9 protein-coding genes are annotated in these 15,060 nt (G+C 69.5%); 4 read left to right on the top strand and 5 right to left on the bottom strand.

Annotation, left to right across the window (positions count from 1 at the left end; all coding sequences use genetic code 11):
- Nucleotides 1-82 precede the first annotated feature (82 nt).
- Nucleotides 83-5,110 (bottom strand): type I polyketide synthase, encoded by a 5,028-nt coding sequence (locus NB3_RS25635; RefSeq protein WP_067808468.1) that lies wholly within the window; start codon nt 5,108-5,110, stop codon nt 83-85.
- Entirely contained in the window at nt 5,107-5,403 is a 297-nt protein-coding gene (locus NB3_RS25630; RefSeq protein WP_084823668.1) for an acyl carrier protein, read from the bottom strand. The genes NB3_RS25635 and NB3_RS25630 overlap by 4 nt, the downstream gene beginning before the upstream one ends.
- Nucleotides 5,404-5,554: 151 nt before the next feature.
- Between NB3_RS25630 and NB3_RS25625 the strand changes: the two genes are divergently transcribed.
- Nucleotides 5,555-6,526, top strand: coding sequence for an MBL fold metallo-hydrolase (locus NB3_RS25625; RefSeq protein ID WP_244892081.1), 972 nt, complete (start codon nt 5,555-5,557; stop codon nt 6,524-6,526).
- Nucleotides 6,527-6,532: 6 nt separating this feature from the next.
- On the opposite strand, the gene NB3_RS25620 is transcribed toward NB3_RS25625, so the two are convergent.
- Nucleotides 6,533-7,510: an NAD(P)H-dependent flavin oxidoreductase gene (locus tag NB3_RS25620; protein ID WP_174553238.1), complete on the bottom strand. Its 978-nt coding sequence runs from the start codon at nt 7,508-7,510 to the stop codon at nt 6,533-6,535.
- Between the two features lie 342 nt (nt 7,511-7,852).
- Between NB3_RS25620 and fadD5 the strand changes: the two genes are divergently transcribed.
- On the top strand, nt 7,853-9,424 hold the full coding sequence (fadD5, locus tag NB3_RS25615) for a fatty-acid--CoA ligase FadD5 (RefSeq protein WP_067808590.1): 1,572 nt from the start codon (nt 7,853-7,855) through the stop codon (nt 9,422-9,424).
- A gap of 67 nt (nt 9,425-9,491) precedes the next feature.
- A complete protein-coding gene (locus tag NB3_RS25610) occupies nt 9,492-10,094 on the top strand; it encodes a cysteine hydrolase family protein (protein WP_067808466.1) in 603 nt (200 codons plus the stop codon).
- A 914-nt stretch (nt 10,095-11,008) separates the two neighbouring features.
- On the opposite strand, the gene NB3_RS25605 is transcribed toward NB3_RS25610, so the two are convergent.
- Entirely contained in the window at nt 11,009-11,518 is a 510-nt protein-coding gene (locus NB3_RS25605) for a TetR/AcrR family transcriptional regulator (RefSeq protein ID WP_244892080.1), read from the bottom strand.
- A 176-nt stretch (nt 11,519-11,694) separates the two neighbouring features.
- Here NB3_RS25605 and NB3_RS25600 point away from each other — a divergent pair, with 176 nt between their 5' ends.
- A complete protein-coding gene (locus NB3_RS25600; protein ID WP_067808462.1) occupies nt 11,695-12,393 on the top strand; it encodes a class I SAM-dependent methyltransferase in 699 nt (232 codons plus the stop codon).
- Here NB3_RS25600 and NB3_RS25595 read toward each other — a convergent pair.
- Nucleotides 12,390-14,762, bottom strand: coding sequence for a lysylphosphatidylglycerol synthase transmembrane domain-containing protein (locus tag NB3_RS25595; protein WP_067808461.1), 2,373 nt, complete (start codon nt 14,760-14,762; stop codon nt 12,390-12,392). The genes NB3_RS25600 and NB3_RS25595 overlap by 4 nt on opposite strands.
- Nucleotides 14,763-15,060: the final 298 nt, after the last annotated feature.

Genomic DNA, 15,060 nt, shown 5'->3' with positions numbered 1-15,060 from the left:
CCTGGCATCGGCCAGGACGGCGTGCGGACGGTCGCTGCCACCGAGGTCGCGAGGCCGTTGGCCGCCGGTTGGTCGGTGCGGCTCACGAGGTGTCTCCGGTGTTCGCGGCGACCCGATCCAGCAGGGCGGCGCCGAGAGCGGTGATGGTGGGGTGCTTGAACAACTCCGCGGTCGCGATCCGGACGCGCAGTCGTGCCTCCAGGTTGCGTCGCATCTCGATGGCGAGCAGCGAGCTGAGTCCGAGGTCGTTGAAGTCGGCCGCGTGGTCGATGTGCTCGGCGGGCAGCTCCAGCGTGCTCGCCAGGACCCGGCGGATGATCGTGGTGAGTGGGTCGGCGGGCTCGGATGGGCGCTCGCTCGCGGCCCGCGTGGGCGCGGGATCGGTACGGGACGCGGGCGCCAGCAGATTCGTCAAGCGCATCGCGATCGGGGAGGTGTCGGCCGTCGGCGTGTGCTCCAGCGCCAGCAGGTATGGGCCGTCGTAGCGCAGAACCTGGGACAGCACGGCGATTCCGCCCGTCGGATCGAACGCGCCGACACCGGCTCGCCGGAGATGGTTCGCGCCGCCCGCCGCTGCGGCGAGGCCGGAATCCCACAGACCCCAGCCGACGCTCACGATCCTTCGGCCCGGGTCACGCTGTGCCAGAGCGTCCATCGCCGCGTTGGCGGCGGCGTACGCGGCCTGTCCCGGCGCACCGAGCGCGCCGGTGGCCGAGGAGAACAGCAACACGAAATCGGTGGCGTCGGTCGCGGTGAGCTCGATCAGATTGCCCGCGGCGGTCGATTTGGGCAGAAACGTTCTGACCAGCTCGCTCGCGGTGACCGAGTCGAACGCGGCGTCCTCCAGCACGCCCGCCGCGTGCACGACACCGCGGATCACCGAGTCGGAGGCCCGGATGTCGCCGAGCGCGTTGGCCAGATCGTCCCGGTCGGCCGCGTCGCAGCGCACCACGACGATGCGGTCCTCCAAACCGTCGAGCAGGGCGGGCACCGGGCGGGGCGCCCTGGTCAGCACCACCACGTCGCGCGCGCCCGCGTCGAGCAACCAGCGCACGGCGACCGAGCCGAGCGTGCCGAGCCCGCCGGTGACGACGTAGGTTCCGTTCGCGTCGATGCCTGCGACGGGCACGGCGCGCGGCCACGCTGGCGTGAAGCGCCGCACCGCCACCTCGCCCGCCGACAGGCGCAACTCGTCCGGCACGGCGCTGTCGGTCGTCGCCAGTCGGGTGAGCGGCGGCAGGTTCCTGGGATCGGGATCGGCCCAGACCAGGCGCACCGTGCGACCCGTCTCCAGTTGGAGCGAGCGCACCAGCCCCGCGATCGCCGCGGGGACGACCGAGGCCGTCGCCGCGGCTTTATCGGATCGCGGCAGCACGACCGTCAACGACGCGGTGGCGTCGTGGGCGGAGATCAGTTGCAGCAGTTCGAGGACACGCCCGGCCGCCGCCGCGACGTCGTCGCCCTCGCTCCCGCCGGAACCGTCTGGCCAGACGGCCACCACGGCGTTGCCGCCGCTTCGCCCGGTCAGCACCGTGCTGACCAGCGAACTCGCGTCGTCCGGCGGCCGCGCGATCCGTTCGGTCGGCAACTCGGCGTCCAGCGCGCGAGCGAGCCGGACGGCAAGGTCGCAGGCGCCGACCACGACCGCCCGTCGCACGCGGGTATCGGGTGCGTCGCCGAACGAACCGAGGTCGTGCGGCTCCCAGGTCTCCTGGCGGAAGGGCGCGTCGCGCGTTCCGAGTTCGGCCGGGGCGGTGCGGAGGACGCCGAGCCCTTCCTCGCCGGTGGGATCGGCGTAGCGGATGCGCACCCCGCAGAGAGCCAGACAGGGCACACCGTGCTGGTCGGTAGCGATGACGTCGCCGATCAGTCCGGTGTCGCCGCGCTCGCGGACCAGGGCGTGCACCTCGAGCACGTGGCGATCGGGTTCCTGCGACAGCCAGGCCGAGTCGATGCCGATCGGCAGCGGAATCGAGGTGGTGGGCAACTCGTCGAACACCGCGGCGGCGAGCACGTGCAGGCAGCCGTCCAGCGTTGCGGTGCGAGGCAATTCGGCGGCGTCGAACAGGCCGAGCGCGCGCCCGGCGCCCGCAGCGATGCCGCGCAACGTCCGGAACCCGGGACCGTACTCCAGTCGCCTGCGGCGCATTTCCTGGTAGAAGACGCCGGTGGTGATGACGCGCATGTGATGCCGTGCGGCCCGGTTTGCGTCGACCACCCGCATCCATGCGACGATATCCGCGGGTGTGGGGTCACCGGCGGGCCGGGCCGAAGCCAGCGTCCCGGTGCCCGTGACCTCCGCCCGCACGCTTTCTTCCGCGCCCCGCCCCCGATAGACGACCTCTGGCAGGGCGCTCGGATCGGTCCTCTCGTGCACGGCGAAGTTCGTCAGGGCGGCCGTTCCCGCGGTGTCCCTGGCGAGTTGCAGCAGTCGTCGCAGCCAGAAGACGGCAGGCACGATGTTGTCGCCGTGCACCACGTGGTGGGTCAGATCCTCCGCCGCGAAAGCGGATTCGGGGACATGCGTGCTCGCCGGCCCGGCCACCAGCAGCGGGAATCTCCGTTTGCGCCACCGCCGCGGCGCCGGTGTGCCGAAAACGCCGAGCGCGGACCAGTCGATCGGCCGTCCCTCCAGGTACAGCCCTGCCACGCCGGTGAGAAAGCCGCTCGCCTCGTCGTCGCGCAGCGCCACGGCATGCGTGCGGTCGCGGAAGTCGGGGTACTCCCGCACCGCCGCGAGCAACACCGGATGCGGGCCGATCTCCACCACGGTGGCGATGCCGTCTTCGGCCGCATGCTCCAGCGCGGCCGCCAAGTGCACCGTGCCCGCGGCATTCTCCGCCCAGTAGTCGCGGTCCATGGCGGCGGTGGTGAGTTTCGCGCCGCGCCGCGCCGTCGAATACACCGGCAGACGTGGCGTCAGCGGGGCTATCTCGGTCAACGCCGCGACGAAAGGCGCGAGCACGGTGGCGACCTGCGGGCTGTGCGCGGCGAAGTCGACCGCGAGCTTGCGCGCGAACATGTCGCGGCGCGTGGCCCGCCGCACCAGCGTGTCGATATAGCGCGGTGTGCCGGACACGACCACCGACCTGGGGCCGTTGATCGCGGCTATGGCGACTTCCGATCGCATCGGCTCCACAAGTTTGGCCGCTTCTTCCGGGGCCGCCTCGAGCACCGCCATCGCGCCTCGCCCGTCCAGATGCGCCAAGGTCGCGCTGCGCAGCACCACCACGCGCGCCGCGTCGGCGAGAGTCAGCGCGCCGCTCACCGCCGCCGCGGCGATCTCACCGAGACTGTGCCCCGCCACCGCGTCGGAGCGGATGCCCCATGCCGCCAGCAATCTCACCAGCGCCACCTGGAAGACGAACAACGCGGGTTGCACCAGATCGGTGGCCTGCGCCTCGCCCGCGGAAGTGAACCCGTGGCGCGGCGTCCAGACCCGCGGTCCGCCCGCCGTCACGACCGCGTCGGTCGCCTCGGCGAGTGCGGCGGCGAACACCGGGTACCGCGCCGCGAGCGCGCGGCCCATCTGCGGATGCTGGCCTCCCTGCCCGGAGAACAGGAACAACAGCCCGCCGCGGCGGCGGTTCGACACGATGCCGAGCGCCGCGTCGCCGCCTCCGAGCGTGCGCAACCGGTGCACGGCGTCGGCGTGATCGTGCGCGAGGATCGCGGCCCGGGCGGGCTCAGGCAGCGCTCGCGCCGCCGCCGCGGCCGACTCGGGCAGGGACGACCGCGCCAGGTCCAGTTCGCCGGCCAGCCGCAGCGCGCGTTCGCGCAGCTCCTCGTCGTCGCGTGCGGTGAGCGGCAGCAGGATCGGGAAGCGCGGGGCGGGTTCGGACCGGGCCTGCGCGACGCCACGGAGCACGAGGTGCGCGATGGTGCCGCCGAATCCGAACGAGCTGACGCCCGCGACGCGCTCCGGAGCGGCCACCCGGCTCCAGTCCACCGGCTCGGTGGGCACGCGCAGGCCGCGCTCGGCCAAACGCAGCAGCGGGTGCTCGGTGTGCACGTTGATGGTCGGGGCGATCATCCCGTGGTGAATGCAAAGCGCGGTCTTCACCATTCCGGTGATTCCGGCGGCGGCCTCCAGATGACCGATGTTCGACTTCACCGAGCCGATCCAGACCGGATCGTCCGCGCCGTCGCCGAGCGCGGCGGCGAGCGCCCCGACCTCCACGGCGTCGCCCAAAGGCGTTCCGGTGCCGTGGCATTCGATATACCCCGCGCTGCTCGGCGGGCGCCCGGCCCGCGCCCACGCCGCGCGCAACGTCTCCTGCTGCGCGCGGCCGTTGGGCGCGTACAGGCCGTTGGAGCGTCCGTCCGATCCGACGGCGGTTCCGGCGATCTCCGCGTACACCCGATTGCCCTCGCGTGCCGCGTCCGCGCTGCGCTGCAGAATCACCACGGCGCAGCCGTCGCCGCGGGTATAGCCGTCGGCGGTGACGTCGAACGGCGCCGACCGTCCGCCGGGCGACAGGAAGCCGCCCTCGGCCAGGTAGTTCGAAGTGTGTTCCAGCAATACGAGATTGACGCCGCCCACGATGGCGAACGGCACGGCGTCGTCGGCGAGCAGCCGGACCGCGAGGTCGACCGCGGCGAGCGAGGACGAGCAGGCGCTGTCGAGCACCAGGCTCGGCCCGTGCAGGTCGAGCACGTACGACAACCGGTTGGCGATGATGCTGAGCGCCGACCCGGTCACCGCGAAGGGGGCGTCGTGGCCCGCTCGGCCGAGCACCGCGATGCCGTGGTCGTACCCGGAAGCGCCGAAGACGACGGCCGCGCCGGAACCCCGCGCGCGGTAGCCGATCCCCGCGTCGTCGAGCGCCTCGACCGCGACTTCCAACGCGAGCCGCTGTTGCGGATCCATCACCGCGGCCTCGCGGTCGGAGATGCCGAACCAGTCGTTGTCGAAGGACTCGACCTCGGCGAGGTACCCGCCACGCCGGGAGCCGAGCCGCCCGGCGGGCGGGGTGGACGTGGCGTCCCTGCCCTCGGCCAACAGCTGCCAGAACTCGGCGACGCTCGCCGCTCCCGGCAGTCGGCAGCCGATGCCGATGACGGAGACGGGTGGATGCGAGCCGACTGAATCAGTAGCCGCGCCGCTCATCGCATCGCGAGATACTCGACAAGCTGCTCGATGTCCGGATGGTCGTAGATCGCGATCAGCGGAACCTCGACTCCCATGGCGTCCTCGAGATGGGCGGTCAGCCTCGCGAGTTGGGTGGAACCGAGGCCGAGATCGGAAAAGGGCGAGTTGGTCGACACCGAGGCGGCGTCGACGCCTAGTAGATCCGCTACCGCGAGGACGGCGGCGCAAGTCAGCGCGGTGCGTCGGCTACCGCCGAGCGAACCGTCGTGCTCCCGTGCACCACCGTGCCCGTCCGGAAGACCGGGCCGCATCGCGTCCTCCCTCCCCGTCTCCCCGGTTGTCGTTACCCGCTCGAGAACGGTACCCACGCGATTATGCCGGAGAAACGGTACTGAGCAAGGACGCATATCCGCTGCCTGCCCGGCTCTTTCGCGAACCGGCGTGATCACATACCGTGGCATCGTGACCGAACCGGACAGCGGTGCCGCCACCCGTGCCGAGCGCACGCCGACTCTGCCCACCCTCCTGCGCTGCTGCGCCGCGCTGGCGGCGACGCCGGGCCGGTTGTTGCGGCCGCGCCGCCCCGACACGGCCCTGCTGGCGAACCTCGAAGTGGCGCCGCCGCCCGCCGCGAGCGCCACGGTCCGGCTGACCGTGCTGACGCAGGCCACCATGTCCGCGCCGACCACGATCGTGGCCGAGGGGGTGCGCAGCCTGCGGGAGATGCGGCTGTCGATGGCGGCGTTCCTGGTCGAGCATCCGAAGGCGCGCTTCCTGATCGACCCCGCCCTGTGCGCGGGCGTGCACGAGCGCGTGCTGCCCGAACTGCCGTTCCCGGTTCCGCTGCTCGTCGCGCCGGACAAGCCGGTGCTCGGGTTGTCCGACGCGCTCGCGGCGCACGACATCGCGGGCGAGGACATCGATTTCGTGGTCCCGACCCACCTGCACTGGGATCATGTCTCCGGCCTGCTGGAGCTGCCCGCTTCGGTGGAGATCCGCTTGCCCGGAGTCGAGTACGACTGGGCGATGGGCGGTCCGCACGCGCCGGCCGGTGTGGCGCGCGGCCCGCTGCGGGGGCGCAGTTTCGACCGTTTCGAGTTGGACGGCCCGCCGGTGCTGACCTTCCCGCGCAGCAAAGACCTGTTCGGCGACGGTTCGGTGCTGCTGGTGGATCTGGCGGGCCATACTCCCGGCAGCATCGGCGTGCTGCTCGCGGTGGACGACGGCACCCGCGTGCTGTTCGCGGGCGACGCCGTCTGGAGCAAGTTGCAGGTCGATCTGCTGCGGGAGAAGGCGCCGATGCCGGGCAAGCTGTTCGACGCCGACCGGGACGCCGCCTTCACCACGATCCACCGCCTGCACGCGCTGCCCGACGGCATCGAACTCGTCGCGAGCCACGACTACGCGGCCGTCACCGCCCGCGCGGCCCGGTAGCTCGGGTCAGCCCGCCACCACGGCCTCGGCCAGACGAGCCGTGATCAGCTCCTCGGCCTCGGTGACCATCCGGCCGATCAGCTCCGCGCAGGTCGGGATGTCGTGGATCAGGCCCTGGCACAGGCCAACCGACCAGATGCCCGCGTCCAGGTCACCCTCTTCGAACACCCGGCGGCCGCGCGCTCCCGCCACCAGATCCCGCACGTCGTCGAAGGTGCCGCCGGACTTCTCGATCTCGACGACCTTGCGGCTGATCTCGTTGTCCGCCACCCGCGCCGTGTTACGCATGGTGCGGAAGATGAGCTGGGTGTCGCGCTCGGAGTTCGTGACGATCTTCTCCTTGACCTTCTGATCGATCGAGGACTCCTGCGTGCACAGGAACCGGGTGCCCATGTTGACGCCGTCGGCGCCGAGGGCGAGCGCGGCGACCAGGCCACGGGCATCGGCGATTCCACCGGAGGCGAGCATCGGGATGCTCAGCTCCCGTGCGGCGGCCGGGATGAGCACCAGGCCGGGGACGTCGTCCTCACCGGGATGGCCCGCGCATTCGAAGCCGTCGATGCTCACGCCGTCCACACCGATCCGCTCGGCTTTCAGCGCGTGCCGCACGCTGGTGCACTTGTGCAGCACCTTGATGCCCGCGTCCTTGTAGTACGGCAGGAACGGCTCGGGGTTGCTGCCCGCCGTCTCGACGATCTCGACGCCGCTGTCGATGATCGCCCGCACGTACTCCGCGTACGGCGGCGGGTTGATCGACGGCAGGATGGTGACGTTCACGCCGAACGGCTTGTCGGTCAGCTCCCTGGTGCGCGCGATCTCGCGGCGCAGGTCGTCCGGCGTCGGCTGGGTCAGGGCCGTGATGAAGCCGAGCCCCCCGGCGTTGGCGACGGCCGCGACGAGCTCGGCCCGCCCGACCCACATCATGCCGCCCTGCACGATCGGGTGCTCTACGCCGAACTTCTCGGTGAACCTGGTCCGCAGCATTGCGCTTCTCCTCTATCTCGCGCGGGCGTGCCGGTTCGCCCGTTGGCGTCGATGGTGACACGAGAATCGCTCCGCCTTCAACTCACAAGTGAGCCGACGTTCGCATGTTTGATGATCTTCTTCGTCGCTGCTTCCGCTTCGCTATCGGTGCATAGTAGACCAAATAGCCTGCTAGAAGACTTCCAACTCGGCGAGGCCGCCCGGACGGGCCGATTAACCCGGATTCATCACGCAATCTCTTGCCGGGCGTTTAAGTTAGTTGTTATTCTGCACGCGATTCAGCCCGTCGCCGCCGTCGGACATCCCGGCGGGCCGATGGCGGTCCGAGAGGAGTTCGTGGCAATGACCACCGGGGCAGCAGCGCTCGACGAGCCGATCAGGTCGCGGCGCAACCACTGGAACAACCAGCTCGCCGTGCACGCGCAGATGCGCCCGGACGCGGTCGCGGTCCGGTTCCGCGGCGCGGACACGACCTGGCGGCAGTTGCACGAGCGATCGCTGAAGTTCGCCGACGGACTGGCACGCCGCGGTGTCGGGTTCGGCGACCGGGTCCTGATCCTGGCGCTGAACTACCCGGAATACCTCGAGGCCGTGTTCGGAATCAACGCGCTCGGCGCGATCGCGGTCCCGGTCAACTTCCGGCTCACGCCGCCCGAGGTCGCCTACATCGTCGGTGACAGCGGAGCCAAGGCGGTGGTCACCGACACCGTGTTGCAGCCGCTGGCCGCCGCCGTGCGGGCGCAGGCGCCCGCCCTGGAGACCCTCGTGGTGATCGGCGGCGCGTCCGGCGACGGTGCGATCGGCTACGACGACCTGATCGCCGAAGAGGGTGAGCCGCACACCCCGCTGGACATCCCGGAGGACACCCCGAGCCTCATCATGTACACCTCGGGCACCACCGGCAGCCCGAAAGGCGCGGTACTGACCTACGCGAACATGAACGCCCAGGCGCTGACCTGCATCCGGGCGCTGGCGCTGGAGCCGGACTCGATCGGGCTGTGCACCTCGCCGCTGTTCCACATCGCCGGTCTCGGCAGTCTCGCCCCGGCCTTCATGCTCGGTTCGAAGACGGTGCTGCATCCGCTCGGCGCCTTCGACGCCGGTGAGTTCCTGGACGCGTTGGAGGCCGAGCAGGCCACCTCCGCGTTCTGCGTGCCCGCGCAGTGGCAGCTGGTCTGCGACCACCCGACGGTGAAGGACCGCAAGCTCGCGCTCGAGGTACTCAGCTGGGGCGCCGCGCCCGCCTCCGACACCGTGTTGCGCGCGATGGCCGAGTGCTTCCCGAACTCGTTCAACGTCGCGGTGTTCGGTCAGACGGAGATGTCGCCGATCACCTGCGTGCTGGAGGGCAAGGACGCGATCCGCAAGCTCGGTTCGGTCGGCAAGGTGATCCCGACCATCCAGGCGCGGATCGTCGACGACGAGATGAACGACGTCGCGCCCGGTGAGGTGGGCGAGATCGTCTACCGCGGCCCCACGCTCATGCAGGGCTACTGGAACAAGCCCGAGGCCACCGCCGAGGCGTTCGCGGGCGGCTGGTTCCACTCCGGCGACCTGGTCCGTCAGGACGAAGAGGGCTTCATCTACGTGGTCGACCGCAAGAAGGACATGATCATCTCCGGCGGCGAGAACATCTACTGCGCCGAGGTGGAGAACGTCCTGTTCGCGCACCCCAAGATCCGGGAGGCCGCGGTGGTCGGCCGAGCGCACGAGAAGTGGGGCGAGGTGCCGGTCGCGGTGGTCGCCCTGCACAACCCGGACGACGAGCTGACCCTGGAAGAGCTGGAGCCGTTCCTCAACGAGAACCTGGCGCGCTACAAGCACCCCAAGGAGCTGGTGCTGCTGCCCGAGCTGCCGCGCAACGCGAGCGGCAAGGTCGTCAAAGTCCAGTTGCGCAAGGACTATTCGTCCTGACGGTGCGGTGAGTCCGGTTTCACGTGAATCGGACGATGCGCGCGGCGTGGATGCGTAAGGTCGTCCCATGGCGATCCGACGCATCCGCGCCGCCGTGCTGGCGCTGCACTGGCAGGTGAATGTCATTCGGCCCGAAGGCTTCTTCGGTCCCATGCTGGCCGCGCCCGTGGCGGCTTCGGGCGTGGTGACGCGGGCGACGGACTTCCACGCCGCGGCGCTCGCGGCGCGGCTGCCGGTGGTCTTCACGCGGTTCACCATCCCGATCGGTGAGGGAGAGCTGGTGCGCAACACCGGATTCATGCGCTCGGTCGGCGCGGCGCAGACCGAGTTCCGGCCGGATTCGCCCGGGGCCGCGATCATTCCGGAGATGGCGGCGCAGCCGACGGAAGTCTTCGACAACCAGAAACTCTCCGGCCTGGCGGGCAGCAAACTGCCGCGGTGGCTGACCGATCAAGGGATCGAGACGCTCTTCGTCACCGGTGTCGCCACCAATCTGACCGTCGAGCAAACCGCGCGGCACGGCACCGATCTCGGCTTCACCGTGCATCCGGTGGCCGACTGCCTGGCCGCCGCCACCCCGGAAGCGCACGAAGCCGCGCTGGCGAACCTCGAGCTCGTCACGGCGGGCAGCGTGCGTGCCGCGGACGCGCTGGAACTGATCAACGACTGACCGGCCTTCTCCTCGCGGAGGGGGCGATACCTCGGCGCGCATTCGCCCATCGCCGCTGAAGTTTGACGAATTGTTCTCGCTCACAGCGTTGTTCCTTGACGGGTTCCATACAGCCGCACTCATAGGCTGAAAAACCGTGCGACCCACCCCTTGGCAGAATGCGGCAGCCCGCAACGAGCAGGTCGATTCAGCCGGTGCAGCGCCACGATGTCGATGGGATCGCGTGCGGCTGCGAGTTGTGCTCGGCGCAAAGCGGCTTTCAGCTGTACGCGGTGAAAAAGGGGTGCACCTTTGCGTGGCAGGCGGCTGCATCGTCGTATTCATTCTGCTGTTCCAGCCATGGCTGACCACCGGCACCGGCGGGACGGACGGTGTGATCCACGCGAACGCATTCGGCCGGATCCAGGTCTCGACGTTCTGGGTCGATCTCTGGGCGCGGTCATCCGTGCCAAGCCCGGAAGCCAGTGGCACTTTGGGCATCCTGACCAGTGTCGCGATCGTCATCGTGGTCGGCAGCGTGGCGGTCGACAGCGTCGCCCGCGTCGAGGCGCTGACGCGTGTGGCGCTCGTCGCGACGGTCTTCGTCGCCATATTCACGATCGCCACCGCGCTCTATCTCGACAGCAAAGGCGATGAACTCACGCGAGTGGTTTCGTATGGGAGCGCTCGAGATCCGGGCACGCAAGTCGGATTGCTGATCCGATGGGCAAAAGGGCACGACAATTATCCGGCCCCAGGATTTCGGCAGATTTCCTACGCTACTTTCAGTCTCACTTGGGCTGCGCTACTCGCGATCGGTATTTCGCTGCTTTCCGCTCTGGCTGTTATCGCTCAGTGGTTTCACCCACGGAAGAATCGACTGCGCCGCAGGACGCTGGAACTCGGCGATCGGAGGCGTGATCGGTGTAATCGACTCAGTCGCCGACCCGGCTGCTCAACCCGGGGCCGACCAAGTGAACCAAACGGCGATATGCCTCGTCCGCCGAAAGCGGTGGATCGGCCTCGGCGATCGCGTTCAGCAGGCCGGTTACGCCCCAGGACAGGAAAGTGACCGTAGTGGCGACCTCTGCGGGTGGCAGCTCCAGCCGGTCGCGCAGCTGCTCGCCCAACACCTCCATGACGACGTCGACAGTTGTCCGCAGCAGTACCGCCCCGCTCTTGCGGCGCAGCAGCGCACGGTATACCTCGGGGCTTCCGTCGGCGAGTCGGAACAACGTGTGCACGGGCGCGAGTGGATCACTGTGCGCCGCAGCAGGATCCATCTCTGATATCGCCGCTCGCAGGTAATCGGCGCAGCTGCGCAGGAGCAGATCGTCCTTGTCGCGGTAGTGCGTGTAGAAGGTCGACCGGCCGACGTCGGCGCGAGTCAGGATTTCGCTGATGGTGATCCGGTCGTAGCCGCGCTCGATCATGAGTTCGACCAAGGCCCGATGCAGTGAGTCCCTGGTGCGCCGGACCCTGCGATCAGTGCGGCCGGATGTGCTTCGTCCGTTCGACGACACGCTCTCTCCTGGACAGATGTCTCACCTTCGTCCGATTGTGGACGGGTTTCACCACATTGTGCCTGGTAGTTCCACGCAGCGGGCACGATCCTGAACATATGGCCGAAAACGCACACAAGTCCCGTATCCACAGCCGAGCCGACAGCGCCGATGACGTCGGCATCCTGCTCACTCAGCCCCGGCGCTATCGGCTCCTCAAGGAGGTGACCCTGCTCGGGGGCGCGAACCGCCTCAACGCGCGCCTGGCCCGTCTGGCGCATCCCGGGACGGACGCCGATGTCATCGACGTCGGGTGCGGTCCGGGTGATTTCGCTCGTCTGCTGGCTCGCCGGGCCGGTCAGGTGGTCGGCGTCGATCCCGCACCACAGATGATCGACTACGCCACCGCTCGCTCGCGCGACCTGCCGAACTGCCGGTTCGAGGTCGGCGCGGCGCAGTCGTTGCCGTTGCCCGACGCTTCGGCGGATCTGGTTGTCTCGACCTTCGCGATGCACCACATCGATGCGGCACAACGACCGGCCGCGGTCGCGCAGATGTTTCGGGTACTGCGGCCGGGCGGCCGGCTCCTGCTCGCCGACGCGCATCCGACCGGTCCGGTGCTCTCCAGCGCTGTGCGGATCATGGCGCGCTTCGCCGCGCACCGCGCACATGACACTTCGCACAACCACGGTGACCCGCTGGCCGCCATCGATATCCGGCGGTACCGCGATGTGCTGGGTGTGAACGGATTCGAACTGGTCGAGTTCGTCACGGTGCGCCCCGCGACCGGTGTCCTGCTCGCCACCAAACCCGCCTAGATCAGGTCCTTCTTCACCAGCCAGCGCATGGCGAACCAGCCGCAGAACACCGGAAGCCAGCAGGTGAGCACGCGGTAGAGCAGCACCGATGGCACCGCGATCTCGGCGGGCAGGCCGAACGCGGCCAGACCACCGATCAGCGCCGCTTCGACCGCGCCGACACCGCCCGGCGTCGGCGCGGCGGCGGCGAGCGTGCCGCCGATCATGGTGACGATCGTGACGGTGATGAAGGTGGTGCCGCCGCCGAACGCCTGCACGCTGGCCCACAGCGCGCCCGCCATGCCGACGGTGAGCGCCGCGCATCCGCCGATGATCACCGCGGAGCGTCTGGGATCGCGGGCCAGCTCCGCGAGTTCACCGATGACCTCCTGCAACTGCGGCCGGACCGCGTTGTTCAGCCAGCGGCGCAGTTTCGGCACGAACATGAACGCGCCGACGATCCCGACCCCGACGCCGGCGAGCAGATACAGCACGGTGGCATCCGGGACGAAATGCGACAGATCCGCCGAGGTGCCCGCGAGGATGCTGAACGCGAGCAGCAGGCCGATATGCGTGATCACCTGCACCGCCTGTTGCAGCGCCACCGCGGCCGTCGCGCGCACCGTGCCGATCCCGGCCTTCTGCAGGAACCGCACGCTCAACGCGAGTCCGCCGACGCCCGCGGGCGTGGTGGTGGCCGCGAAGGTATTGGCGACCTGCATGACGAGCAGGTTGCGGATCTTCACCGCGCCGAACGCGCACGCCCACAGCGCCGCCGCCGCGCCGACGTAGGTCAGTGCGGAGACCAGCAGCCCGAGCAGCGCCCACCACCAGTTCGCCGTGCGCAGCTGGGTGAAGAAGGTCGGCACGGCGCTGATGAACGGGTAGGCGACATACACCAGCCCGATCAGCAGCACCAGCTGGATGATCTGGTTGCGGGAGAACCGGGTGATCTGCTCGGCTTCGATCCGGTCCTGACCGGTCTGTTTGCGCACCTCGTCGCGGGCATCGGACAGCGCGGTCTTCCACTCCGGAACCGCTTTGCGGATGCCGGTCGGTATGGCCGACTTGGTCAACCGGCTCGCCGCGGCGAGTACCCGCGCTTCGCCCATGGTTTCGATCGCCGCGCGCACGGCGGGCTCCTTGCCGAACGTCGCGGTGGTCGTGACCAGCAGCTGGGCGATGTCGGATTGCAGTTGCGCGTCCGACGCGCCGTACTCGGCGTTGCCGAAGCCGCCGAACAGCGTGACGCCGTCGGCGACGCGGATATCGATCGGCCGCAGGTCGCCGTGCGAGATCTGCTTGCGCTGCAAAGCGTCCAGCGCTTGCCACACCCCTGGCAGCACTTCGGCGGACTGTTCGGTGAGCGCCGTGCCGCAGGGTTGGGTGAGCGCGTACAGCATCCAGCCACGCGACAGCGCGGCGACCGCGACGGGGCTGGAACTGCCGAGCCCGAGGTCGGCGACGGCGATCGCCATGAGCGCGCGGTGCTCGACCGCACGGTGCATGGAACCGTGGATGGCCGCGGTCTCGCTGGAGCGGAAGGTCAGCCAGCGCCACACCTGGCGCAGCGCGCCGAAGCTGCGCTGGTTCTTGCCGAACATCTCGACGATCAGCTCGCGTTCCGGCCCTTCGATGGCGGCGGCGAGCACCAGCGGCCCGCGGCCCGCCGGATGCACGACGGTGAATCCGGTGACCGTGTGGCCGCGTTTGGCGAGCACCCGGACGGCCGCGTCCAGCGGCACCTCCAGCGCAGGCGTGCCGACCACGAGCACGATCACCGCGCCGACCAGCCAGCCCACCGCGAGCCCGAACATCGCCCGCGCGGGCACCACGGTGCTGACCACGAGGTGGATCGGCGCGAAGGCCAGCAGCAGGAACCACAACCAGCGTCGCGGCCGGGTGGGCAGCCACGGGCTGGCGACGGTGAGCATCGCGGCGATCATTGCGATCCAGCGCGGATCGTCGAGGAACTGGGACAGGAAGGTGTCCAACCGGTCCGGCACCTGGAGATGCCATTTGGGCGCGGAGAGGCCGGTGCCGGTGATGGACAACAGCAGTCCGGCCACGACGCCTGCCGCGGCGTAGCCGGCGAGCAGCTTCCACTGCCTGCCGATGATCAGTTCGATCAGGATCGCGAACGGCAGCGCGAGAATCGCCATGCCGTAGACCAGATACACCAGGTTGGACTGGTCCGGATTGAGGAAACCGACGATGTTGGAGACCGAGCGTTCCAGGGCCAGCCATTCCGGGCGGGTGATCAGCGAGGCCGCGATCACGACCGCCACCCACAGCGTGGCGAGGACCACCCGGACGATGTCGCTGGTACGCCGGATCAGCGGTTGTAGCAGGCTGCCCGTGACCGGGATCTCCCGCCCGTCCACTCGCATGCTGGTCCGCCTCTCCGGGTATTCAGGCCGTACTGGTTGGGTGGCGCTGGACCCGCCTCCGCGGCTCTCCGGGCCGTACCGGTCGAGAGCCGCGAGATCCGTGTTCAGGTCTGCGTCGGGCGCCACTCCCCTTCTGGGCGTCCCGATGAGTTGCCCAGGTGCGTACGAGATCAGTTGTTGCGTTCGCTGCACGATACCGGCCGGTGTACGCGCTGAGGCTCGCGGAACCGCCACCGTCTTCCGCTCGGCGACGCGGTGTGCCGCACGTCACTCACCGTCACTGTTGATCCTCACACCG

The sequence above is a fragment of the Nocardia beijingensis NBRC 16342 genome, from assembly GCF_001612785.1.
GTDB lineage: Bacteria > Actinomycetota > Actinomycetes > Mycobacteriales > Mycobacteriaceae > Nocardia > Nocardia beijingensis.
Note: the sequence above shows the minus strand (reverse complement) of the source record. Positions and strands in the feature narration are given on the sequence as shown.